This window comes from Tsukamurella sputi (genome assembly GCF_007858445.1).
Lineage (GTDB): Bacteria > Actinomycetota > Actinomycetes > Mycobacteriales > Mycobacteriaceae > Tsukamurella > Tsukamurella sputi.
The window spans coordinates 549,598-570,776 of the sequence record NZ_VIGV01000001.1 but is presented as its reverse complement, the minus strand read 5'-3'; the positions used below and the strand labels follow the sequence as shown (position 1 = coordinate 570,776).

Annotated in this window: 22 protein-coding genes; 10 read left to right on the top strand and 12 right to left on the bottom strand. The window is 71.4% G+C overall.

The annotated features are described in order from the left end of the window. Positions 1–55: 55 nt before the first annotated feature. From FK268_RS02770 to FK268_RS02760, 3 genes are all read left to right on the top strand, one after another. Positions 56–844 (top strand): enoyl-CoA hydratase/isomerase family protein, encoded by a 789-nt coding sequence (locus FK268_RS02770; protein WP_146430875.1) that lies wholly within the window; start codon positions 56–58, stop codon positions 842–844. A gap of 112 nt (positions 845–956) precedes the next feature. Next, positions 957–1,919 carry a class I SAM-dependent methyltransferase gene (locus FK268_RS02765; RefSeq protein ID WP_146430874.1) on the top strand — a complete coding sequence of 321 codons (963 nt, stop codon included), beginning with the start codon at positions 957–959 and terminating at the stop codon, positions 1,917–1,919. Positions 1,920–1,933: 14 nt separating this feature from the next. Further along, entirely contained in the window at positions 1,934–3,088 is a 1,155-nt protein-coding gene (locus tag FK268_RS02760) for a class I SAM-dependent methyltransferase (RefSeq protein ID WP_146430872.1), read from the top strand. 4 nt (positions 3,089–3,092) lie between these two features. Here FK268_RS02760 and FK268_RS02755 read toward each other — a convergent pair whose 3' ends face one another. After that, entirely contained in the window at positions 3,093–3,920 is an 828-nt protein-coding gene (locus FK268_RS02755; RefSeq protein ID WP_146430870.1) for a DUF1868 domain-containing protein, read from the bottom strand. Between the two features lie 143 nt (positions 3,921–4,063). On the opposite strand from FK268_RS02755, the gene FK268_RS02750 reads away from it, so the two are divergent. Beyond that, positions 4,064–5,224, top strand: coding sequence for a pyridoxal phosphate-dependent aminotransferase (locus FK268_RS02750; RefSeq protein WP_146430869.1), 1,161 nt, complete (start codon positions 4,064–4,066; stop codon positions 5,222–5,224). 3 nt (positions 5,225–5,227) lie between these two features. On the opposite strand, the gene FK268_RS02745 is transcribed toward FK268_RS02750, so the two are convergent. After that, positions 5,228–6,181 carry an alpha/beta hydrolase gene (locus tag FK268_RS02745; protein WP_146430867.1) on the bottom strand — a complete coding sequence of 318 codons (954 nt, stop codon included), beginning with the start codon at positions 6,179–6,181 and terminating at the stop codon, positions 5,228–5,230. Between the two features lie 96 nt (positions 6,182–6,277). Here FK268_RS02745 and FK268_RS02740 point away from each other — a divergent pair, with 96 nt between their 5' ends. Continuing rightward, positions 6,278–6,844 (top strand): TetR/AcrR family transcriptional regulator, encoded by a 567-nt coding sequence (locus tag FK268_RS02740; RefSeq protein ID WP_146430866.1) that lies wholly within the window; start codon positions 6,278–6,280, stop codon positions 6,842–6,844. On the opposite strand, the gene map is transcribed toward FK268_RS02740, so the two are convergent. Genes map through mhpA form a run of 6 tightly spaced genes read right to left on the bottom strand, consistent with a single transcriptional unit; the run spans position 6,845 to position 12,512 of the window. Next, positions 6,845–7,612 carry a type I methionyl aminopeptidase gene (map, locus tag FK268_RS02735; protein ID WP_146430864.1) on the bottom strand — a complete coding sequence of 256 codons (768 nt, stop codon included), beginning with the start codon at positions 7,610–7,612 and terminating at the stop codon, positions 6,845–6,847. Positions 7,613–7,630: 18 nt separating this feature from the next. Then, on the bottom strand, positions 7,631–7,897 hold the full coding sequence (locus FK268_RS02730; protein WP_146430862.1) for a helix-turn-helix domain-containing protein: 267 nt from the start codon (positions 7,895–7,897) through the stop codon (positions 7,631–7,633). A 9-nt stretch (positions 7,898–7,906) separates the two neighbouring features. Next, positions 7,907–8,791, bottom strand: a complete 885-nt coding sequence (locus FK268_RS02725; protein ID WP_146430860.1) for a dioxygenase family protein — start codon at positions 8,789–8,791, stop codon at positions 7,907–7,909. Positions 8,792–8,800: 9 nt separating this feature from the next. Continuing rightward, on the bottom strand, positions 8,801–9,856 hold the full coding sequence (locus FK268_RS02720) for a maleylacetate reductase (RefSeq protein WP_146430858.1): 1,056 nt from the start codon (positions 9,854–9,856) through the stop codon (positions 8,801–8,803). Beyond that, the gene (locus FK268_RS02715) at positions 9,853–10,896 is read right to left on the bottom strand and encodes an alpha/beta hydrolase (RefSeq protein WP_231706886.1); all 1,044 of its coding nucleotides are present in this window, start codon (positions 10,894–10,896) and stop codon (positions 9,853–9,855) included. Before FK268_RS02715 ends, FK268_RS02720 begins: the two co-directional genes overlap by 4 nt. 8 nt (positions 10,897–10,904) lie before the next feature. Next, complete coding sequence (gene mhpA, locus FK268_RS02710) at positions 10,905–12,512, bottom strand: bifunctional 3-(3-hydroxy-phenyl)propionate/3-hydroxycinnamic acid hydroxylase MhpA (RefSeq protein ID WP_146430854.1); 1,608 nt, start codon at positions 12,510–12,512, stop codon at positions 10,905–10,907. A 190-nt stretch (positions 12,513–12,702) separates the two neighbouring features. Here mhpA and FK268_RS02705 point away from each other — a divergent pair, with 190 nt between their 5' ends. Beyond that, a complete protein-coding gene (locus FK268_RS02705) occupies positions 12,703–13,734 on the top strand; it encodes a helix-turn-helix transcriptional regulator (RefSeq protein ID WP_231706885.1) in 1,032 nt (343 codons plus the stop codon). A gap of 13 nt (positions 13,735–13,747) precedes the next feature. Here FK268_RS02705 and FK268_RS02700 read toward each other — a convergent pair whose 3' ends face one another. Continuing rightward, positions 13,748–14,638, bottom strand: a complete 891-nt coding sequence (locus tag FK268_RS02700) for a LysR substrate-binding domain-containing protein (protein WP_146430852.1) — start codon at positions 14,636–14,638, stop codon at positions 13,748–13,750. A gap of 71 nt (positions 14,639–14,709) precedes the next feature. On the opposite strand from FK268_RS02700, the gene FK268_RS02695 reads away from it, so the two are divergent. From FK268_RS02695 to FK268_RS02685, 3 genes are read left to right on the top strand one after another with little or no spacing between them, the layout of a single operon-like run. After that, complete coding sequence (locus FK268_RS02695; protein ID WP_146430850.1) at positions 14,710–15,894, top strand: thiolase family protein; 1,185 nt, start codon at positions 14,710–14,712, stop codon at positions 15,892–15,894. Continuing rightward, on the top strand, positions 15,891–16,586 hold the full coding sequence (locus FK268_RS02690) for a 3-oxoacid CoA-transferase subunit A (protein ID WP_146430848.1): 696 nt from the start codon (positions 15,891–15,893) through the stop codon (positions 16,584–16,586). The genes FK268_RS02695 and FK268_RS02690 overlap by 4 nt, the downstream gene beginning before the upstream one ends. Next, positions 16,583–17,215, top strand: a complete 633-nt coding sequence (locus tag FK268_RS02685) for a 3-oxoacid CoA-transferase subunit B (protein WP_146430846.1) — start codon at positions 16,583–16,585, stop codon at positions 17,213–17,215. Before FK268_RS02690 ends, FK268_RS02685 begins: the two co-directional genes overlap by 4 nt. A gap of 39 nt (positions 17,216–17,254) precedes the next feature. Here FK268_RS02685 and FK268_RS02680 read toward each other — a convergent pair whose 3' ends face one another. Then, a complete protein-coding gene (locus FK268_RS02680) occupies positions 17,255–18,586 on the bottom strand; it encodes a PQQ-binding-like beta-propeller repeat protein (RefSeq protein WP_146430844.1) in 1,332 nt (443 codons plus the stop codon). 94 nt (positions 18,587–18,680) lie between these two features. On the opposite strand from FK268_RS02680, the gene FK268_RS02675 reads away from it, so the two are divergent. Next, positions 18,681–19,436: an acyltransferase gene (locus FK268_RS02675; RefSeq protein WP_146430842.1), complete on the top strand. Its 756-nt coding sequence runs from the start codon at positions 18,681–18,683 to the stop codon at positions 19,434–19,436. Positions 19,437–19,548: 112 nt separating this feature from the next. Here FK268_RS02675 and FK268_RS02670 read toward each other — a convergent pair whose 3' ends face one another. Further along, positions 19,549–19,812 carry a hypothetical protein gene (locus FK268_RS02670; RefSeq protein ID WP_146430840.1) on the bottom strand — a complete coding sequence of 88 codons (264 nt, stop codon included), beginning with the start codon at positions 19,810–19,812 and terminating at the stop codon, positions 19,549–19,551. Positions 19,813–19,858: 46 nt separating this feature from the next. Beyond that, positions 19,859–21,178, bottom strand: a complete 1,320-nt coding sequence (locus tag FK268_RS02665) for a glycosyltransferase family 4 protein (protein WP_146430838.1) — start codon at positions 21,176–21,178, stop codon at positions 19,859–19,861. Position 21,179 lies beyond the last annotated feature (1 nt).

Below are 21,179 nucleotides of genomic sequence, written 5' to 3'. Positions count from 1 at the left end.
CGGATTTACGTGGACGTCCAACTAATCGGGTCGGCACCCGGTAATCTCTGGGGTCATGACTGAATTCGTGACCCTCGAGACCTCCGACGAGCACCCCGGCATCGGCACCATCCGCCTGAACCGGCCGCCGATGAACGCGATCAACTCGCAGGTGCAGACCGAGCTGCTGCAGCTCGCCGCCGAGGTGAACCGTCGCGACGACATCAAGGCCGTCGTCGTCTACGGCGGACCGAAGGTCTTCGCGGCCGGCGCCGACATCAAGGAGATGCAGGCGATGGGCTACACGGACATGAGCGAGGCCATCGCCCTTCTCCAGAGCGGCCTGTCGGCGATCGCCTCGATCACCAAGCCCACCGTCGCGGCCATCACGGGCTACGCGCTCGGCGGCGGCCTCGAGGTCGCGCTCGGCGCCGATCGCCGCATCGTCGGCGACAATGCCAAGGTGGGCGTGCCCGAGATCCTGCTCGGCGTGATCCCCGGGGGCGGCGGCACCCAGCGCCTCGCGCGCCTGGTGGGCCCGGCGAAGGCCAAGGACATGGTCTTCACCGGCCGGTTCGTCGGCGCCGACGAGGCCCTGCAGATCGGTCTGGTCGACGAGGTCGTCGCACCCGACGAGGTCTACAACGCCGCCCTGAACTGGGCGAAGCAGTTCTCGGGTGCGGCCTCGCAGGCGCTGCGGGCCGCGAAGCAGGCCATCGATCAGGGCCTCGACACCGACCTGAACACGGGCCTCGCCATCGAGCGTCACCTCTTCGCCGGGCTGTTCGCCACCGAGGACCGCACCATCGGCATGACCTCCTTCGTCGAGAACGGGCCGGGCAAGGCGAAGTTCGTCGGCAAGTAGTCCCGCGGCGTCCGCGACGGCCGGCTGCGGCAGAACCTGTTCTCATCACGCGGGTTGGCGGTGATCTGACCGGGCGGTAACCTGACGGGAACAATCTTCTCGAAAGGCCTTCATGACCGACCAGCAGCCGGCTCCCAACCCGCACGCCACGGCGGACGAGGTTGAGGCCGCATTCTCCGATACGAAGCTCGCCCAGGTGCTCTACCACGACTGGGAGGCCGAGACGTACGACGAGAAGTGGCACATCAGCTTCGACGAGCGGTGCATCGATTACGCCCGCGATCGTTTCGAGGCCGCCACCGGCGGGGAGAACGAGAAGCCCTACGGCCGTGCCCTGGAGCTGGGCTGCGGCACCGGCTTCTTCCTGCTCAACCTCATGTCGGCGGGGGTCGCGGAGACCGGCTCGGTCACCGACCTCTCGCCCGGCATGGTGAAGGTGGCGCTGCGCAACGGTGAGGCCCTCGGCCACACCGTCGACGGCCGCGTCGCGGACGCCGAGACCATCCCCTACGAGGACAACACCTTCGACCTGGTCGTCGGCCATGCCGTGCTGCACCACATCCCCGACGTGGAGCAGTCGCTGCGCGAAGTGCTGCGCGTGCTCAAGCCGGGCGGCCGCTTCGTCTTCGCGGGCGAGCCCACCACCATCGGCGACTTCTACGCGCGCTGGCTGGGGCGGATCACCTGGGGCATCACCACTAACGCGACGAAGCTCCCCTTCCTCGCGGACTGGCGCCGGCCGCAGGCCGAGCTCGACGAGTCCTCGCGTGCCGCGGCGCTCGAGGCGGTCGTCGACATCCACACCTTCGATCCGGACCAGATGGAGGCCATGGCGGCGCGCGCCGGCGCCGTCGAGGTCGAGGCCACCACGGACGAGTTCACCGCGGCCTTCCTCGGGTGGCCGGTGCGCACCTTCGAGGCGGCCGTGCCGCCCGAGAAGCTGGGCTTCGGCTGGGCCGGGTTCGCCTTCGGCGGCTGGAAGAAGCTCTCCGCCCTCGACGAGGCCGTGATGCGTCGCGTCGTTCCGCGCAAGTTCTTCTACAACCTGGCCATCACGGGCATCAAGCCCGAGTAGTCCGGGCGGGCGGATTGGACGGGGCGGATCTCGCCTATCTCCGCACGGCCGACGGCGCCGCAGCCGTGGCCGCGGCGGGCCACCTTGCGCTGACGGACGCCTCGCTCCTCGCGGACGTCGCGACGGTGCGCGGCATCGCCGGCGTGCACGCCTCCGCGGTGATAGAGCAGGTGCGGGCGCGTCGTCGCGCGGCCGCCAAACTCGGTGACGTCGACGGCTGGCTGCTCACCGACGAGGCGGTGCAGCAGGCCACGCCGGCGGCGGTCGCCGAGCACCGCGCGCGCCGGCTCGCGTGGCTGTCCGTGCACGACGTGACCTGCTCGATCGGTGCGGAGCTGCGTGCGCTGGTGCCGGTGTGCCCGCGGGTCGTCGGCAGCGACCTCGACCCGCTCCGGGCGCGGATGGCCGCGCACAACGTGCCGCGCGCGATGGTCCACGTCGCCGATGCGCTGGCCCCCACCTCCACCGCGGACGTCGTCATCGCCGATCCCGCGCGCCGGACCGGCGGGAGGCGCATCGTCGACCCCGAGCAGTGCTCGCCCGCGCTCTCGGCCCTGCGCGAGGCCTACGCGGGTCGGTCGCTGGCGGTCAAGACCGCGCCGGGTATCGACTACGACGGCCTGCGCCGCCGGGGCTTCGACGGCGAGGTCGAGATCGTCTCCCTCGACGGTGGCGTCCGCGAGGCGTGCCTGTGGTCCGGTCCCGTCGCCGTCCCGGGCCTCACCCGGGCGACGGTGCTGCGCGGCTCCGGTTCCGGTGGGTACGAGGTGTTCTCGACCGACCCGCACGACGTGGATCCCGAGCCGGCCGGCAAATACCTCATCGAGCCCGACGGGGCCGTCATCCGCGCGGGTCTCGTCCGCCACTACGCGGCGCGGCACGGGCTGTGGCAGCTGGACCCCCAGATCGCCTACCTCACCGGCGACGCGGTGCCCGCCGGGGAGCGGGGCTTCGAGATCCTCGACTCCGCGAAGTTCTCGGAGAAGGCGCTGCGGGCCGAGTTGCGGGCGCGCGACGTGGGGTCCGTCGAGATCCTCACCCGCGGAGCGGGAGTCGACCCCGACGTGCTGCGCAAGAAGCTGAAGCTGGAGGGTTCACAGCCGATGACGGTGGTGATCACGCGGATCGGCAGGTCGGTCACGGCCTTCCTCACCCGCCCGACGCGGTAGGTGCTCAGAGGACGCGCAGCTGCGGGAAGGCGAGCATGTCGTCGAAGATGTTCATCGCCACGGGATCCACGGTCACGGTGGCGGCGTCGCCGGTGAACAGGTCGAGGATCTTCTTCTCCAGGGCCTGGGAGGCGTCGTTCTCGTCGGCGGTCTGCTCCACCAGCCGGTAGCCGAGCGTCGAGTGGAAGGTGTACGCCTCGAACCCCTTCGGCGCCATCTGCAGGAGGTCCTGCATGCGCTGCCGGAAGTCGCGGAGAGTGCGTTCGGTCGCCGCGTCGACGCTCGCGAGTTTCACGCCGAGCCCCTTCGACAGGGGCTGCACGAGGCCGTCGACGCGCATCGTGACCGAGCGGGGCGCGGTGATGTTCGCACGGGTCACGGCGTCGAGGACCGCCAGATGTGCGGCCTGCATGTCCTTGCCCGCCAACCACGCCGGCCACTCCGAGGTGCCGAGCTGGCTCTGGTTCACGCCTTCGAACACGGTCATGTGCATGCTGTTGTGCGGCAGTAGCGCGAAGTGGTCGCGGAACCGGGACTCGCGCACCAGCTGCTGCGCCCGATTCTCGGCGCGGAAGAAGGCCGAGTCCTGCGGGATGGGGCTCACGAAGGTGTTGCCGGTGAATCGCTGGGCATTACCCTCGACGTCCCACTTCTTGCCGGGGCCCGCGGCGAGGGGAGTGCGTCCGTCGACCGAGTAGGGCACCGTGGATGCCTCGGCGGCGGAGGAGGAGTCCCGGCTGCCACATCCTGCGAGCGCGGCACCGGTGCCTACGACGAGCAGGCCGGCCAATGCCGCGCGACGGTCGATCCCCTTATTGCCTGATGCGCTCATGCGATCGCACACTAAGGCGCGGCGGCGAACTCTCGACGGCCGTTGCGTGAAATCTCAGCGGCGCGGTGAATCCGTGCACGACGGCCTGTGTGGGCGTCGCGCGCTCGTCATCGCGGGCGTGCGAGCCCACGGCCCGTGACACGATGGAACCCATGCAGGAAGCGCGCCGGTCGGATGTCGAGATGTTCCACGTCATGGACGTGCTGGCCGCGGCGGCGCGGCGCCGGGAGACCCATGGCGACGTGATCTCGCTGGCGGCGGGTCAGCCGTCCGCCGGGGCGCCGCGGCCCGTGCTCGCGGCCGCGCACGCGGCCCTCGATGCGGGCCCGCTCGGGTACACGGAGTCGATGGGCATCGCCCCGCTGCGGGAGACGATCGCGGCGCACTACAGGCGCACCTACGGCCTCGACGTCCCGCCGGACGCGGTGGCGGTCACCACTGGCTCGTCGGGAGCGTTCACGCTGATCTTCCTCGCGGCGTTCGACGCGGGCGACACCGTCGTGATGGCGCGGCCCGGGTATCCTGCCTACCGGAACACCCTGGCGGCGCTGGGCTGTCGGGTCGTGGAACTCGATTGCGGCGCCGCGACCCGCTACCAGCCGACCGTCGCGATGCTGGAGGCGCTGCCGGAGCCCCCGAAGGGGCTCATCGTCGCGAGCCCCGCGAATCCGACGGGGACGATTCTCGCACCGTCGGACTTGGCGGACCTGGCGCGCTGGTGCGAGGCGCACGGCACGCTGCTCATCTCCGACGAGATCTACCACGGCGTCAGCTACGGTCGCCCCACGGCGTGCGCGTGGGAGAGCTCGCGGGAGCAGGTCGTGATGGGCTCGGTGTCGAAGTACTTCGCGATGACCGGCTGGCGGCTCGGGTGGATGCTGTTGCCCGAGTACCTGCGCCGTCCGGTCGAGCGGCTCACCGCCAACATGACCATCTGCCCGCCCGCGGTCAGCCAGTACGCGGCAGTCGCCGCATTCTCCGAGGAGGCGCGCGACGAGCTCGACGGGCACGTCGCCGGGTACGCCCGGAACCGGGAGATCGTGCTCGCCGGGCTGCGCGCGCTCGGGGTCACCGAGGTCGCGCCGCCCGACGGTGCCTTCTACGCCTACGCCGATATCGGGCACCTCACCGACGACTCACTCGCCTGGTGCGCACGGGTTCTCGACGAGACCGGGGTGGCGATCACCCCGGGCCTGGACTTCGACACGGCCCGGGGCGATCGCTTCATCCGGCTGAGTTTCGCCGGCGCGACCTCCGAGATCGAAGAGGCGCTGGTGCGGTTGGAGACGGTCTTCCGGCGGTAGGGCTCAGGCGGTGAGAGCGCGGCGCAGGGCGGCGATGGCGAGGTCGAAACCCGCCTGGGCGCCGTGGGTCTCGCGCAGCGCGTTGAGCATCATGAAGTCGTGGATGACCCCGCCGATCCGCACGGCGGTCACCTCGTTGCCGGCCTCGCGGAGCTTGGCGGCGTAGGCCTCGCCGCCGTCGCGCAGCACGTCCGCCTCAGCGGTGATCACGGTGGCGGGCGGCAGACCCGTCAGCTGCTCGACGGTCGCGTTCAGGGGCGAGGCGAAGATCTCCGCACGCTGCGCCGTGTCGGTCGTGTACTGGTCCCAGAACCACTGCATCGCGTCGCGGCGCAGGAAGTAGCCCTCGGCGAAGTCGCGGTACGAGGAGGTGTCGAAGTCGGTGTCCACCACCGGGTACAGCAGCACTTGGGCGGCCAGTTCCACATCGCCGCGGGCCTTGGCCTGCAGGGCGAGGACGGCGGCCATGTCCCCGCCGACGGAGTCGCCGGAGACGGCGATCCGGGCGCCGTCGAGGTTCTTCTCAGCGCCCGAGTGCACGATCCACTGCGCGACGGCGTAGTTCTGCTCAATGGCGATCGGGTAGCGCGCCTCGGGGGAGAGGTCGTACTCGGGGAAGACCACGGCGGCGCCGGTTCCGACCGCCAGTTCGCGGACCAGACGGTCGTGCGTGTGGGCGTTGCCGAAGACCCAGCCGGCGCCGTGGATGTAGAGGATCACGGGCAGGACGCCGGTGGCGCCCTGCGGCCGGATGATGCGGGTACGCACCTCGCCGGTGGGGCCGCCGGCCACGGTGATCCACTCCTCGTCGACCTCGGGGAGGGTGACGCCCTCGCCGGACTGCACCTCGTCGACGGTCTTGCGGCCCTCGACGGGGCCGAGGTCGAACAGGTAGGGCGGGTTGGCGGTGGCGTCGGAGAAGGCCTGGGCGGCGGGCTCGAGGATGGTCTTGCTCATGATCTGCTCCTTGTCGGCTTCGCGGAGAACGTTCGTTCTCGCGCTGACTGCTACAGTAGGGGAACGATCGTTCTCTCGTCAAGGGGTGTGGGGAAAATGGATGCGGAGCAGCAGCGCGCGGCGGTGTTGGAGGCCGCGGAGAAGCTCTTCTACGGCAAGGGCATCCAGGCCGTGGGCATGGACGAGATCCGCACCGCCGCCGGTGTCTCGCTCAAGGCGATCTACAAGCTCTTCCCGTCGAAGGACGCCCTCGTCGCCGAGGTGCTGACCATCCGGGACCGGCGCTGGACAGAGGGGCTGCACAAGTACGTCGATGTGGCCGACGGCCCGGAGCAGAAGATCCTCGCAGTCTTCGACTGGCTCGACGAGATGTTCGCCGAGAACGACTTCCGCGGCTGCTCCTTCATCAACATCTACGGCGAGCTCGGCGCCACGTCGCCGACGGTCGCCGACGCAGCGCAGCACAACAAGGCGTGCTACCAGGACGAACTGTCGGCGCTCGTCGCCGACGCGGGGCTGCCCGAGCGCGTGGCGGTGCAGATCGGCCTGCTGACCGAGGGTGCGCTCAGCACCGCCGCCATCCTCGGCCCGGACGGTGTGGTCGACGGTGCCCGCGAGGCTGCGCGGGTCCTCATCGGAGCGCAGCGGACCGCGGCGAGCTGATCAGGCCGGCGCGGTCAGGACGACGGGGCCGTCCTCGGTGATGGCGACGGTGTGCTCGCTGTGCGCGGCGCGGGAACCGTCGGCCGAGCGCAGCGTCCAGCCATCGGCGTCGAAGACGATCTTGTCCGTGGTCGCGCAGAACCACGGTTCCAAGGCGAGCGTCGTGCCGGTCTGCAGGAGCATCCCCTTGCGCGCCTTGCCGGTGTTCGGCACGTGCGGGTCCTCGTGCATCGTCCGGCCGAGGCCGTGCCCGCCGAACTGGGTGTTCACCGGGTAGCCGTACTTCTTCGCGACCTCGCCGATGGACGCCGAGACCGTGCCGAGCCTGGTGCCCGGGCGCATGTGGTCGATCGCGGCGTCGAGCGCGTCCCGCGTGGCCTGGATGAGGCGCGTGTCCTCGTCGCGCGCGGTGCCCACGCTCACGCTGCGCGCGGCGTCGGCGACCCAGCCGTCGATCGACACCGCGATGTCCACCGTGAGCAGGTCGCCGTCCTCGAAGATGTGCTCGTGCGGTAGGCCGTGCAGGCACGCGTCGTTGATGGAGATGCATGTGACGTTGCGGAACGGGCCGCTGCCGAACGATGGCGCGTAGTCCCAGTAGCAGGACTGCGCGCCGCGCTCCTCGATCATCGTGCGGGCGCGGTACTCGAGCTCCATGGCGTTCATGCCGACCTCGGCCATGCCGGTCAGCTCGTCGAGCAGCTCGGCGATGAAGATGCCGGTCGTGCGCATCTTCGCGATCTCGGCGGGGGTCTTGAGCTCCATCATGGTATTAAAATACCACGTTTAGCCGGTGCGGCTGAACCGCTCCGCGGCCAAGTACTCGGCCGCCAGCTCGTCCAGGGGCTCGTCCAGGACCGCCGCCAGCGCGACGACGGTGCCGAACGCGGGCGTCGCCATGCGGCCGGTCTCGATCTTGCGCAGCGTCTCCGGGGAGATGCCCGCCGCCCGGGCGACGTCGTCGAGCTTGCGGGTGCCGCGCGAGGCCCGCAGCCGCGCCCCGAGACGCCGACCCGCGGCGATCTGTTCGGGGGTGAGGGGCTGTCGGACCATACGCTCAGACTAGCGCGCGAGGACGATGTCGAACCTGGCGCGTGACCATGGGCGGCCGCCGAGGTCGCGCCCGGCCGGAACCGGCGCGCCCTCCGGCTGGGGCTCGAAACGCTTGATCAGCGAGTCCTTGACACCGAAGACGCTGTCGCCGACGGCCAACTGCTCGTCGCCCTCGACGAAGATGTGCGTCACGAGGGTGCGGTACCCGGGGGCCGAGACCATGAAGTGCAGGTGTGCTGCGCGCATGGGCGAGCGTCCGGTGGCCGCCAGTAATCGGCCGACGGGGCCGTCGGCCGGGATGGGGTACGGCGTGGGCGTGAGTCCCCAGAACCCGTAGGTGCCGTCCTCACGCGCCTCGAGGCGTGCGCGCGCGGCGGTGCGTTCGTCGTCGTACTGGACGTCGTAGAAGCCGTCCTCGTCGGCCTCCCAGACCTCGATGCGGGCGCCGGGGATCGGCGCACCGTCGGTCCCCGTGACGGTGCCCTCGACCCAGCACGGCTCGCCCGTCGCGCCGCCGGCGATGTCGCCGCCGAACGGGACGGCCGGGGCGTCGTCGACGAAGAAGGGGCCGAAGACCGTGGCCTCGGTGGCGTCGCCGTCGAGCTCGTTGTTGACGGTGACCGTCTGCATGGACGCGCCGAGCACGTCGGAGAGCAGGATGAACTCCTGCCGGCGGTCGTCGGTGATGTGGCCGCACGCGGTGAGGAAGTCGATCGCCGCGGTCCACTCCGCCTCGGTGAGGCGGACCTCGCGGATGAACGAGTGCAGATGCCGCACCAGCGACTGCAGCACCGTCCGCAGGCGCGGGTCCTCGGTGTCGGCGAAGGACTGCAGGACCCGATCGACGAGGGCCTGTTCGGCCGCCGCCTGATCGGTCGTCGATGTCTCGTGCACGGGGGCTCCTCAGGCGTGCTCGGGCGCGGCACCGGACCACGCGGCGGACAGGATGCGTTCAAGATCGGCCGCGGTGACCGGTCGCGGATTCCCGGCCGGCACCAGTGGCAGGATCGCCTCGGCGGCGGGGACGACATCTGCCTCGGACATGCCGAGGTCCCGCAGCGCGCGGGGCGCGTGCACCTCGTCGTACAGGGCCGCGAGGCCCTCGACGGCGGTAGCGGCGCCGAAGGCCGTCGCCAGCCGGGCCTCCGCCTCCGGTGCGGCGGGCGCGTTGAAGGCGAGGACGTGGGGGAGCACCGCGGTGTGCGTCTGCGCGTGCGGGAGGTCGAAGGCTCCGCCGAGGACGTGGCAGATCTTGTGGTGCAGGCCGGATCCCGCGGACGAGAAGGCGGTCGCGGCGAGGTACGCGGCGTAGAGCACCTGCTCGCGCCCGGCGAGGTCGGACGGGTCCGCTGCTACGGTCGGCAGTCCCGCGCGCAGCGCGCGGGCGGACTCCGCCGCGAGCACCCGGTCGATCGGATCGGCCCGCGGGCCCCACATCGCGTCGATGCTGTGCGCCAGCGCGTTCAGCGCCGAGGCGATGCCGATGTCCGGGGGCAGCCCCAGGGTGAGCTCGGCGTCGTAGACGATCGCGCGGGGTGCTACCCGTGCGTCGACGCCCGTGGTCTTGACGCCGTTCTCCGTCAGCCCCCACATCGACGTCGCCTCGGAGCCGGAGTACGTCGTCGGGACGGCGACGATCGGGATCGAGGTGGTGAGGGCGATCGCCTTGGCAAGACCCATCGCCGAGCCGCCGCCGAAGCACAGCAGCAGATCGGCGCGCGCCCCCTCCGCGGCCGCACGGCCGCGCTCGGCGATCTCGACGGGCACGTGCATCGCCACGTCGTGGTGGCGGATCGCCACGGGGAGGCCCGCGGCGATCTCGGCTGCCCGGTCCGCCTCGCGCGGGCTGCAGATCAGCATGATCCGCTCGGCGCCGGCGGTGACGTCGGCGATCGCGTCGCGGGCCGTCCCGGACCCGAACCGGACCGTCTGGGTGAGGCTGTCGTGGGTGAAGTTCATGCGCGGGCCCCTTCGAGTCGTTCGGCGAACCAGTCCGCGGCCACCGCGTTCCGTTCGTCGGCGTGGTTGTAGACGGTGTGTTCTCCGTCGTCCCAGATCCGCAGTGTCGCATCGTCGGCGGCGTCGAGGAAGGGCTGCTGATCGGCCAGCTGCACCAGCGGGTCGGCGCCGCCGTGCAGCACGAGCAGCGGACACGGGATGCTCTCAGCGTTCGGATCGAAGCGCAGGCGAGCGAAGTTCGCGGTGACGGCGTCGTCGTCGGTCGTTCCCAGCATCGCCTTCGCCTGTTCGGAGAAGGTCCGGAAGTCGAGCAGGCGCGGCGCGGCGAAGGCGCCGTTGACGCAGCACGCGGCGACGCCGGGGTGCCGGGCCGCGGTGAGCGCCGCGAACAGGCCCCCGACGCTGTTGCCCCACACCCCGACCGGCCCGTCCGGCGTCGCGAGGTCGACGAAGACGCCGAACGCGGCGGCGACGTCCACATCGAGGTGGACGCCGTGGACGAGCCGCGCATCACCCTGCCCGGGGCCCTCCGCGAGGATCACGGCGAGTCCGCGGGCGAGCAGCGCATCGGCGTAGCGCAGGTAGGTCGCGCCCCATCCGCTCTGGCCGCCGAAGACCACGACGGTGCCGCGCGGCGAGGCGGGGCGCAGGTGCCAGCCGGTCAGGGCGCCCGCGTCGAAGGCCGGCTCCACCCGGTGCATCGGGACCGGCGAATGCGCGGCGGCGCCCGCCACGGCCCCGTCGAACCGCGCGTACAGGGCGCGCTTGCGGTCGGTGTCGAAATTGAAGGCCATCTGCGCGAACAGGAAGCAGGCCGCCGCCGCGCGGTGGCTCTCGTACGCGGTGGTGGTGCGTCCCGCACGGGCAGCGGTCTCGGCCTCGGCCGTCCGCGCCGCGCCGAGTTCCTCGGCGACGTCGTCCCAGGCCCAGCCGGCGTCGGTGCCCGCCCGCAGCGCGAGGACGTCGTCGTACCGCATACCGGCGTCGAGCAGGCGCGTGACGCCCATCGCCCGCCAGTGCGCCTCGTTGGTGGCGCTCACGTCGGCGTTCATCGGGCGACCGCCACGGCCGGTGCGGCGCTCAGCGTCGCCCGGAGGCCGTCCACCAGACGTGGTAGGTCGGTGAGGGCGCCCGCGCCGTACAGGTGGAAGTCGGGCCGCGCGAGGAAGGCCTCGGTGCCGGTGGCCGCGAAGTAGGCGGCGTAGGTGCCCTCCTCGTCGACGACCGAGTGCGCGTGCCCCGGCTCCAGGGTGACGACGGTGCCGCCGAGCTCGGCCAGGAAGGCCAGGCGATCCGGCCCCAGGAGTTCGGTCGCGTCGCCGGTGGACACCAGGGTGAAGCCCCACGGGTGCAGGTCGTCGAACCGTCCCGAGCGCTCGCCGCGGCGCACCACGCCCTGCGGTGCCAACGTGCCGGCGAAGCCCCTCGGTACCCCCGAGTCGTCGGCGTCGATCACGCCGGCGGCGATCGTCGGGAACGGGGGCAGCGGCGGCACCTCGCCGCGCTGGAACGCGGCATCGCGCGCGGCGGCGGCCACCGGGTCCTTGAGGTTCGCCACGCGGCCCAGCTCCACGGCGCAGGCCTGGATCACCTCGACGTGCGGCCGGCGCTCGGTCTCGTAGGTGTCCAGGAGCGCGTCGTCGGCCTTGCCGGAGAGCACCAGGTCGAGCTTCCAGGCCAGCGTGATCGAATCGCGCATGCCCGAACACGCGCCCTGCCCCATGTAGGGCGGCATCGTGTGCGCGGCGTCCCCGGCGAGGAACACCCGGCCCGCGCGCCAGGTGTCGGCTGTGCACGCGGAGAACGTGTAGACGATGTGGCGGAGGATCGTCAGATCCTCGGGACCCAGGTCGTGCTGCGCCCGGAGCCAGCGCCAGGCGAACTCCTCGGTGGCCATCTCCTGGGCGTCGTCCTCGGGGCGGACCGCGACCTCGAACCGTTGGCGGCTCCGGCCGATGGGCATGAACATGTGGGGCTGGTGCGGATCGCAGAACTGCCGGGCGGTGTCGAACCGATCACCCAGGGGGCGGGTGCATTCCGTGTCGATGTTGAGCCACCGATCGTCGACGTGCAGATCGGTGCGGCCGATCCCGAGGATGTGGCGGACCATACTGCCCGCGCCGTCGGCACCAACGACGTACCTGGCGGTCACCGTGCGCTCGGGCGCATCGGCCCACTGCGCGTCCCGGTCACGCGACCAGGGCCGCACCGTCAGCTCCACGTACTCGTCCGACTGCTCCATACCGACCAGGACGGTGCCCTGGTGCACGTCGAGGTTGGGGCGCGTGCGGTTGCGGTCGTCGATAGAGCACTCGATGTGCGGCTGGTACATCGAGTAGTGGGCCGCGAAGCCGCTGGACTCGCCCGACCAGTCGACGGCGATCAGCAGGTCCTCGGCGTGGTTGCGCCACTCGTAGACGGCGGCGGGAGCGGCATCGCGCAGCGCCTCATCGACGTCGCCCGCGGCCTGGATGATGCGCGCGGTCTCGCCGTCGATGTGGGTCAGCCGCGGCATGCCGTAGAGGCTCGGCCACCGCTCGATCACCACCACCCGGTGGCCGGCGCGCGCGAGCATCGACGAGAGGACGAGGCCGGTCGGTCCGTAGCCGACGACGGCGACGTCGTAGTCAGTGGTGGTTGTCGATTCGGTGTTCACGGCTCTCCTTCATCGCGGTACTGGGGCGATGGATGCACGCTACGAAGCTGTGACCGGCGCCACTATCCGCGCGGCGACAGCGCTATCCGATTCGCGCCGGGAAGTGGTGACATGGATCGCAGTTCCGCGCCGAAGGCGGTGTAACCTGCAGGTGAGAGCGCTTTCGAGGCGCCCCGGCGAGGTGGAGGCGATGGCGATGTGGGGTGCGGTCGAGCGCGGTGACAGGGCGCTGTCCGCCCCGCTCGGCCGGTTCGACAGCCTTCGCACCGCCGATGTCGACGCCTTCCGCAGCGCGGCGGGCGGACTGCTCAGCACGCACTCGATCGCGGTGCCGCGGGGCGCCGCCACCGCGTTCGACGGTGCGGTCCGCTCCGCGACGGTCGCCGACCTCGGCGTGGTCTACCTCGAGCAGGGCGCACCGATCGACGTCGACATCCTCGACCGGATCGACTACTACGACCTGATGATCGCCGTGGCCGGGTCCAACCGCCTCGAACTCGTCGGCGCGGGCGGAGGGACGGTGATCGAGGGTGGTGTCGCTGCCGTCCTCTCGCCCGCGATGCGGGCCCGGATGCGGATGGACGGCGCCTACCGCCAATTGCACCTGCGGCTCGAACGCGCCGCCGTGCAGGAGCGGCTGGAGGCACTCGTCGGCCGGCCCGTCGGCGGCCCCGTCGTCTTCGACGTGGGGATGGACCTCGCCGCGCCGGGGCTCCGCAGCTGGTCGAGCGCTCTGCGCTCGTTGCTGCGCGATCTGGACGACGAAGCCGGGCTCGCGGCCGATCCCGCGATGGCGCGGCACTGGCGGGACCTGCTCATCACGGGTCTGCTGGTCTCCCACCGGCACAACCTGTCGGCGCTGCTGCACGAGCACGACGCGGACCGGGTGCATCCGCGGACCTTCCAGCGCGCGCTCGACCACATCGAGTCTCACCTGCGTGGCCCGCTGTCGGTGCCGGACGTTGCCGCCCACGTCGGCATCAGTGTGCGTTCGCTGCAGCGCGCCTTCCAGGACCGGCTGGAGACCTCGCCCAGCGCGTACATCCTGGGGGAGCGGCTCGACCGGGTCCGCGCGGAGCTCCTGGCTTCCGATTCCGGGCGCACCGTGACCGACACGGCCTACGACTGGGGGTTCACCCACCCCTCGCGGTTCTCCGCCCTGTACCGGCGCCGGTTCGGCGAGACGCCCTCGCGGACCCGCGCGCGAGCCTCAGGGCGGTGACCGCGGGCCGGGTTCAGCGCGCGGCAGTCAGGTCGGCGATGAGATCGGTGACGCGCTCGAGGTGGCGATCCGTCCGATCCGCCAGATGCGCGACGGCCAGCTCGACGCCGCTGCCCGCGCCCGCGAGCGGCACGTACATGATGCCGTCGAGTCGGAGGGCGGTGATCGGCTTGGGCGCCAGCGCGATGCCGAGGCCCGCCGCCACGAGGGTCCCGAGGGTGGAGGTCTCACCGACCTCGTGTCGGATCGCGGGAGCCACACCGCCCTCGCGGAGCAGGGCCATGACCCGGTCGTACATCGCGGACCGCCGGCCCGCGCTGTGGACGATGAACGCTTCGCCGGCCAGGTCGGAGACCCGCAGTCGTTCCCGCTGCGCGAGGGGGTGCTCGGCGGGTAGTGCGACGACCCACGGCTCGCGGCGCACCACCCGGACCGTCAGCGACGGATCCGCGACCGGCGGACGCAGGAGCGCGATGTCGATCTCACCGCCGCGCAATGCCTCGACCTGGTCCGGTACGAGCATCTCGCCGCGGAAGGCGAAGTCGATGCCGGGCAGCTCTTCCGCGAGCCGGCGCGCCAGTGGCGGCAGCAGGCTGTAGGTGGCGGTGCCGACACAGCCGATGGTGACGTGCCCCGTCGCGCCCGCTGCGACCCGCCGCGCGTGCTCGCTCGCGTCGTCGACGGCGGCGAGGATGCCGCGCGCCCGGTCGAGGTAGGCGCGCCCCGCGTCGGTGAGGTCGACCCGGCGGGTGGTGCGGTGCAGCAGTTCCACGCCCAGATCGCTTTCCAGCTGACGGATCTGGTGTGAGAGCGGCGGCTGCGCCATGTGCAGCCGCCGCGCCGCGCGACCGAAGTGGCGTTCCTCGGCGACGGCGACGAAGTACTGCAGCTGACGCAGATTCATATCGGCAGAGTATCAATTGCGCATCATTCCTGTACTTCAGTATCCGGATTGCGCAGCCTACCGTCGATCGCATGGATGCCTACGTCTATGCAGCGGCCCGTACGCCCTTCGGCCGGTTCAACGGCGCCCTCGCCGGCACCCGTCCCGACGACCTGGCCGCGGCGGCGATCCGTGCTGTGCTGGGCCGCGCTCCGGCTCTCGGCGCGGGCGGCGCGATCGACGAGGTCGTGTGGGGCAACGCCAACGGCGCCGGCGAGGACAACCGCAACGTCGGGCGCATGGCCGCCCTGCTCGCAGGAGTCCCGGTCGAGGTGCCCGCCACCACGGTCAACCGGCTGTGCGGTTCCGGGCTCGACGCCGCGCTGATGGGCAGCCGCTCCATCGAGACCGGCGATGCCGACGTCGTGCTCACCGGAGGCGTCGAGTCCATGACCCGAGCGCCGTGGGTGCTGCCCAAGAGCGCCAAGCCCTTTCCCGCCGGCGACGTCACCGCCGTCTCGACCACACTCGGCTGGCGGCTGGTCAACCCCGCCATGCCGACCGAGTGGACCGTCAGCCTCGGCGAGGCCAACGAACAACTCGGCGAGACGTTCTCCGTCTCGCGCGAGCGGCAGGACGAGTTCGCGGCGCGCTCGCACCGTCGGGCCCACGCGGCGTGGGAGGAGGGCTTCTACGGCGACCTGGTGGTCCCCGTCGCCGGCCTCGAGCGCGACGAGAACGTCCGGCCGGGATCCACCGCGGAGACGCTGGGCGCGCTGCGCCCCGCGTTCCGGCCCGACGGGACTATTACCGCCGGCAACGCCAGTCCGCTCAGCGACGGTGCCGCCGCGGTGCTGCTGGGATCGGACGGCGCGGCCGAGACGATCGGGCTCGAGCCCCTCGCCCGGATCGCCGGCCGCGGCGCCACGGCTCTGGAACCGCAGCTGTTCGGGTACGCGCCGGTCGACGCGGCGAACCGGGCCCTCGCCCGGGCCGGGATCGACTGGGGCGATGTCGGCGTGGTCGAACTCAACGAGGCCTTCGCGGTGCAGTCCCTGGTGTGCATCGACGCGTGGGGGATCGACCCCGCGATCGTCAACCCCTACGGCGGCGCGATCGCGCTCGGGCATCCGCTCGGCGCGTCCGGTGGCCGGCTGCTCGGCACGCTGGCGAAGGCCCTGCGCAAGCGCCGCGAGAGGTACGGCGTCGCGGCCATCTGCATCGGCGTCGGGCAGGGCCTCGCCGTCGTCCTGGAGAACACGGAGGAGGGCGCATGAGCAGGGCAGTGGTGTACGACGGTGTCGATGAGGCGGTCGCGGGGATCGAGGACGGTTCGACCGTCCTGATCGGCGGCTTCGGTTTGGCGGGCATGCCCTTCGACCTCATCGACGCCCTGATCCGGCAGGGCGCGACCGACCTCACTGTGGTGTCGAACAACGCGGGCAACGGTGAGGTCGGGGTCGCGGCGCTGCTCGCGTCGGGCCGGGTCCGCAAAGTGGTGTGCTCCTTTCCGCGGCAGAGCGACTCGTACGTCTTCGACGAGCTGTACCGCGCGGGAAAGGTAGATCTGGAAGTGGTTCCCCAGGGCAATCTGGCGGAGCGGCTGCGCGCCGCCGGCGCCGGAATCGGTGGCTTCTACTGCCCGACGGCCGTCGGAACGCCGCTTGCCGAGGGGAAGGAGTCGCGCGAGATCGACGGCCGGACGTACCTGCTCGAGTATCCGATCCGCGGCGACTACGCGCTGATCGCGGCGCATCGTTCCGATCCGTGGGGCAACCTCGTCCACCGCAAGACCGCGCGGAACTTCGGGCCCGTCATGGCGGCCGCAGCTGCGACCACGATCGTGCAGGTCGACGAGGTCGTACCGCTCGGCGCGATCGATCCCGAGGCGGTCGCGACGCCGTCGATCTTCGTCGACCGGATCGTCGCCGTCGACGCCCGGCACTACACCGTGGAGGGAGCACGATGAGCACGCATCGTCTGACGATGGAGGAACTCGCGGCCCGCGTCGCACGCGACATCCCGACGGGGGCCTACGTCAACCTCGGGATCGGGCAGCCCACGAAGGTCGCCGATCATCTCCCCGCGGAGCGCGAGGTCGTACTCCACACCGAGAACGGCATGCTCGGCATGGGGCCCACGGCCACCGGCGATCTCGTCGACCCGGATCTGACGAACGCCGGCAAGGTGCCCGTCACGGAGCTCCCGGGCGCCGCGTACTTCCACCACGCCGACTCCTTCGCGATGATGCGCGGCGGCCACATCGACGTCTGTGTTCTGGGCGCGTACCAGGTCTCGGAGCGCGGGGACCTGGCCAATTGGCACACCGGGCGCGCGGGCGACATCCCCGCGGTCGGCGGCGCGATGGACCTCGCCGTCGGGGCGAAGCAGGTGTACGTGATGATGACGCTGCTGAACAAGTCCGGCGAGTCCAAGCTCGTCCCGAGCTGCACCTACCCGCTCACCGGTCTGGGCTGTGTGAACCGCGTCTACACCGATGTCGGGATCTTCGAGACGGGTCCCGACGGGGTGCGTGTGCTCGAGACCTTCATCGGGATCGACGAACTCCGGGGGCTGCTCCCCGTCGCCCTGCGCTGAACCCGCACGGTCGGGCTCTCGTCCGCCGGTGCGCGGGGGTCAGTTCTTGATGACGCTGTCGCCCGTGCGGCGACCGGAGGTGAAGGCGTACACCGTCCCGTCGTCACCGACGGTGACCAGCTCGCCGTCGGGTCCGATCGAGACCCCGGACGCGGACTTGACCGTGTCCGGCAGGTCGAAGGTGCGCAGCGTGGTGCCGGTGTCCGTCCGGAACTCGATGAGCTGCGACTGCACGGCCGCCCACGAGCGCACCACCGCGTAGCCGACACCGCCGCGGATCTGCGCGGCGGGGGAGACCATCGCGACATCGGTCCGCTTGAAGACCTCGCGCACGCTCGAACCCTCGTCCTGCAGCGCGGTGAACGACGCGCGGCGCAGGCCCGGCGCGGCCGGGATGATCGTCCCGTCGGGCGAGACCGACGGGGGCACGGTGCTCTGGTAGCCGAGGTCGTGCGTCCACTTGGTGGCGCCGGTCTTCGCGTCCAGCGCGGCCAGCTTCTTGTTCCGCAGGTTCACGTACAGGGTCGACCGGTCCGCCGACAGCGCGGGCGAGCCGATCGCCCCGTCGGGCAGGTCCGTGCGCTCCCAGGAGTACCGCAGGTCGTGCCGGTTGCCGCCGTTCTTGTCGTAGTCCACCGCCATCACCTTCGACGGTCCGGAGGCCCCTCCGACGACGACGAACGCGCGCTCGGCCTTCGTGTCGACCGCCGGCGGTCCGGACACCGGGCATCGCGGTCCGTTCGTGGCGCAGTCCTCGATGCCGCCGCCGTTGTCGTTGGCGGAGACCTGCGGGAACAGCCCGATCGCAGCGCCCGCAGCGACACCGTCGTGCGAGTCGACCAGCACCATCTGGCCGAGGTGGGTCACGGCGAGGACGGTGTTGTCGCCCGCGAGCTTGATCCACAGCGGCGTGCCCGCGGTGGGGTAGCGCCAGCGCACCTGGTTGTCCGGGTTGAAGCTGTACAGCCAGCCGGGGACGCCGAGGTAGGTGTATTCGAACTGGTCCACCACGGGGGCCTGCAGATCGGCGCCCGGGGCGTCGCGGCGGCAGTAGGTCTTGCGACCCACAGTGAGCTCGAGGCTGAAGGTGCTGCACCCCGTGTCGGTGCGGGCGGTCACCGACACCACTCCGCGGTTGGAGACGGCGGGCGCGGCGGTGTTGGGGCCGACGAGGGCGCGGTTCCACGCCGGGACCAGCGAGGACGCGGCGTCACGGTCGGCGTAGGAGTTGTTACGCGAGTCCCCGTACATCCCGGGCCAGGCGGCGGAATCGTCGGCGTACACCCAGGTGGTGTCCGGCGAGCACGAGGCCAGGACCGCGGCGGCGGCCACCGTCGCACCCAGCGTGAGTGCGCGCCTACCCAACCGCATGTGTCTCCTCCGCTCGACGTTCTTTTCGCCCCACAGATTAGCGTGGGGGCCGTACCGGACCGGCGGGGCGCACCCGCCGGATAGGCTCCCCTGCATGACGAGCATGTGGAACGCCCCGTACCGATCGCGGTGGCGGCACGCGCGGCAGGCCGATCAGCAGGCGCGATTCCTGACGCCCGCGTCGCTGCGCTGGGTCCTCAAGAACAAGGCCTACACGCCCTGGTACCTGGTGCGGTACGCCCGCCTGCTGAAGTTCCGGCTGGCGAACCCGCACATCGTGCTCAAGGGGATGGTCTTCCTCGGTAAGAACGTCGAGATCCACGCGACGCCCGGTCTCGGCCGTATGGAGATCGGCCGGTGGGTGCACATCGGAGACTCGAACAAGATCCGCTGCCATGAGGGCTCGCTGCGCATCGGCGACAAGTCGGTCTTCGGCCGCGACAACGTGGTCAACTGCTACCTCGACATCGAGTTCGGCCCCGCCTCGCTCGTCGCCGACTGGTGCTACATCTGCGATTTCGACCACAAGATGGACGACATCACCATCCCGATCAAGGACCAGGGCATCATCAAGGGCCCCGTCCGGATCGGTGGAGACACCTGGGTCGGCACCAAGGTCACCGTCACCCGTAATACCCTGATCGGCCACGGCAGCGTACTCGGCGCGCACGCCGTGGTCCGTGGGGAGATCCCCCCGTACTCGATCGCCGTCGGCTCGCCGGCGCGGGTGGTCAAGAACCGCAAGGAGATGTGGGACGCGAGCATCGCCGAGCGCGCCGAACTCGAGCGCGCCCTCGCCGACATCGAGCGCAAGAAGGCGGAGGCCCGCGGGCTGCCGGGGAACGGCTAGGGCTCTCGCGGCGGGGCAGCCCGTCCCGGCGGCGTCATCGGTGCGAACGCGCTCCGATGCACGTCCGCGACGGCCGCACGGTCTTCGGGCGTCTCGTTCCGGACCAGCACGCTCAGCCCTCCGCGGCGTCGACCACCGCGCGGAGACGGGGCGAGACGGGCGCGAAGACGTCGAGGACCCCGATCGCGCGGAGCTGCGGTACGGCCGCGGTCAGTGCCGCGACGAGCTCGTCGGCTTCGGGCGAGCCCTCCCGGGCGGCCTCCAGTGACTGTGCGTTCCGCACGAACGCTGCGACCGTTCCCTTCCGCAGCGGTGTGCCGCCGAAATCGGCGGTGCTCTGGTCGTCGGGCAGCACGTCTTCCGGTCGCACGGTCATGGACTCGACCGTGCCACATCGGACAGCTGTCGTGCAGCGGCGCAGGTCAGACCGGGTTCGTCGGGTCCCGCTCGGGGAGGGGACGCTCGTCGATCACGCGCCGCCCCAGAGGAGTGCGGGGACGGCGCTTCGCGGCGAGGTAGACCTGCGCGGTCTCCTGCGCCACGGCGTCCCAGGTGAGCTCCTCGACCTCGGTGCGCGCGGCGGCGGCCCAGCGGTGTGCCGCGGCGGGATCGTCCAGCACCGCGCGGATCGCCGCGGTCAGAGCGGGCACGTCGGCGGGCTCGACGGACAGGCCCGTCTCGTCGTTGCGGATGAAGTCCGCCAGGCCGCCCGCGGTGGTCGCGATGACGGGGATGCCGGTCGCGGCGCCCTCGAGGGCGACGATGCCGAAGGGCTCGTAGCGCGACGGGATCACCAGCGCGTCCGCCGAGTGCAGCTGCGCGACGAGTTCCTCGTGGTCCAGCGCGCCCGTGAACTCCACGGCGCGCAGCACCCGGTGCTCGCGTGCGACGTCCCGGAGCCACGCGGCCTGCGTGCCGTCGCCGGCCACCGTCAGCGTGGTCCCGGGGTGCGTGCGCCGCACCCGGGCGAGCGCGGCGACGAGGTCCTGGACGCCCTTCTCGTACTCGAGCCGGCCGACGTACAGCAGGCGGGGAGCGCCCCGTCGGCCCGCCCCGGACCCACCGGCGGCGGCGCGGTCGCGGAACGGCCACAGCGACGAGTCGATCCCGTTCGAGATGGTGTGCAGCTGGGCGAGACCCGGACCGAACAGGCGGTTCACCTCGTCGGACATGGACCGTGAGCAGGTGATCACCGCGTCGGCCTCGTTGGCGAGCCACCACTCGGTGGAGTGCACCTGCCGGTTCACCGGCCCGGACACCCAGCCGCTGTGCCGGCCCGCTTCGGTGGCGTGGATGGTGGCGACGAGCGGGGCGTCGAAGGCCTCGGCGAGCCCGACGGCGGCGTGCGCGGCGAGCCAGTCGTGGGCGTGCACCACGTCGGGAACCCAGGGCCGGCCGACGCTCCCGGCGCCGTGCAGTGCGTCCTCGCCGGCGGTGGGGTTGTATCCGGCCAGGCGCAACCCGGCCCGGAGCATGGAGTGCCCCATCGAGAGCACCCATGGCATCATGTCGGTGCCGAAGTCGAGCGCCAGGGGGTCCTCGGCGGCCATGATCACGCGGATACCGTCGACGACGGAGTCCGAGGTCGGGTGGCTGCGCGGGTCGGTGCCCGTGGGCTGGCGCGAGACCACGACCACCTCGTGGCCCTGATCGCGCAGTTGCAGCGCGAGGTGGTGGACGTGCCGGCCGAGTCCGCCGACCACGACCGGCGGGTACTCCCAGGAGACGAGCAGGACACGCATG

What these genes read in the sequence shown, in the direction of transcription:
- FK268_RS02770 (WP_146430875.1), top strand. Translation starts at nt 56, where the DNA reads ATGACTGAATTCGTGACCCTCGAGACCTCCGACGAGCACCCCGGCATC.
- FK268_RS02765 (WP_146430874.1), top strand. Translation starts at nt 957, where the DNA reads ATGACCGACCAGCAGCCGGCTCCCAACCCGCACGCCACGGCGGACGAG.
- FK268_RS02755 (WP_146430870.1), bottom strand. Translation starts at nt 3,920, where the DNA reads ATGAGCGCATCAGGCAATAAGGGGATCGACCGTCGCGCGGCATTGGCC.
- FK268_RS02750 (WP_146430869.1), top strand. Translation starts at nt 4,064, where the DNA reads ATGGAACCCATGCAGGAAGCGCGCCGGTCGGATGTCGAGATGTTCCAC.
- FK268_RS02745 (WP_146430867.1), bottom strand. Translation starts at nt 6,181, where the DNA reads ATGAGCAAGACCATCCTCGAGCCCGCCGCCCAGGCCTTCTCCGACGCC.
- FK268_RS02740 (WP_146430866.1), top strand. Translation starts at nt 6,278, where the DNA reads ATGGATGCGGAGCAGCAGCGCGCGGCGGTGTTGGAGGCCGCGGAGAAG.
- map (WP_146430864.1), bottom strand. Translation starts at nt 7,612, where the DNA reads ATGATGGAGCTCAAGACCCCCGCCGAGATCGCGAAGATGCGCACGACC.
- FK268_RS02730 (WP_146430862.1), bottom strand. Translation starts at nt 7,897, where the DNA reads ATGGTCCGACAGCCCCTCACCCCCGAACAGATCGCCGCGGGTCGGCGT.
- FK268_RS02720 (WP_146430858.1), bottom strand. Translation starts at nt 9,856, where the DNA reads ATGAACTTCACCCACGACAGCCTCACCCAGACGGTCCGGTTCGGGTCC.
- FK268_RS02705 (WP_231706885.1), top strand. Translation starts at nt 12,703, where the DNA reads ATGGCGATGTGGGGTGCGGTCGAGCGCGGTGACAGGGCGCTGTCCGCC.
- FK268_RS02700 (WP_146430852.1), bottom strand. Translation starts at nt 14,638, where the DNA reads ATGAATCTGCGTCAGCTGCAGTACTTCGTCGCCGTCGCCGAGGAACGC.
- FK268_RS02695 (WP_146430850.1), top strand. Translation starts at nt 14,710, where the DNA reads ATGGATGCCTACGTCTATGCAGCGGCCCGTACGCCCTTCGGCCGGTTC.
- FK268_RS02690 (WP_146430848.1), top strand. Translation starts at nt 15,891, where the DNA reads ATGAGCAGGGCAGTGGTGTACGACGGTGTCGATGAGGCGGTCGCGGGG.
- FK268_RS02685 (WP_146430846.1), top strand. Translation starts at nt 16,583, where the DNA reads ATGAGCACGCATCGTCTGACGATGGAGGAACTCGCGGCCCGCGTCGCA.
- FK268_RS02680 (WP_146430844.1), bottom strand. Translation starts at nt 18,586, where the DNA reads ATGCGGTTGGGTAGGCGCGCACTCACGCTGGGTGCGACGGTGGCCGCC.
- FK268_RS02675 (WP_146430842.1), top strand. Translation starts at nt 18,681, where the DNA reads ATGACGAGCATGTGGAACGCCCCGTACCGATCGCGGTGGCGGCACGCG.
- FK268_RS02670 (WP_146430840.1), bottom strand. Translation starts at nt 19,812, where the DNA reads ATGACCGTGCGACCGGAAGACGTGCTGCCCGACGACCAGAGCACCGCC.
- FK268_RS02665 (WP_146430838.1), bottom strand. Translation starts at nt 21,178, where the DNA reads ATGCGTGTCCTGCTCGTCTCCTGGGAGTACCCGCCGGTCGTGGTCGGC.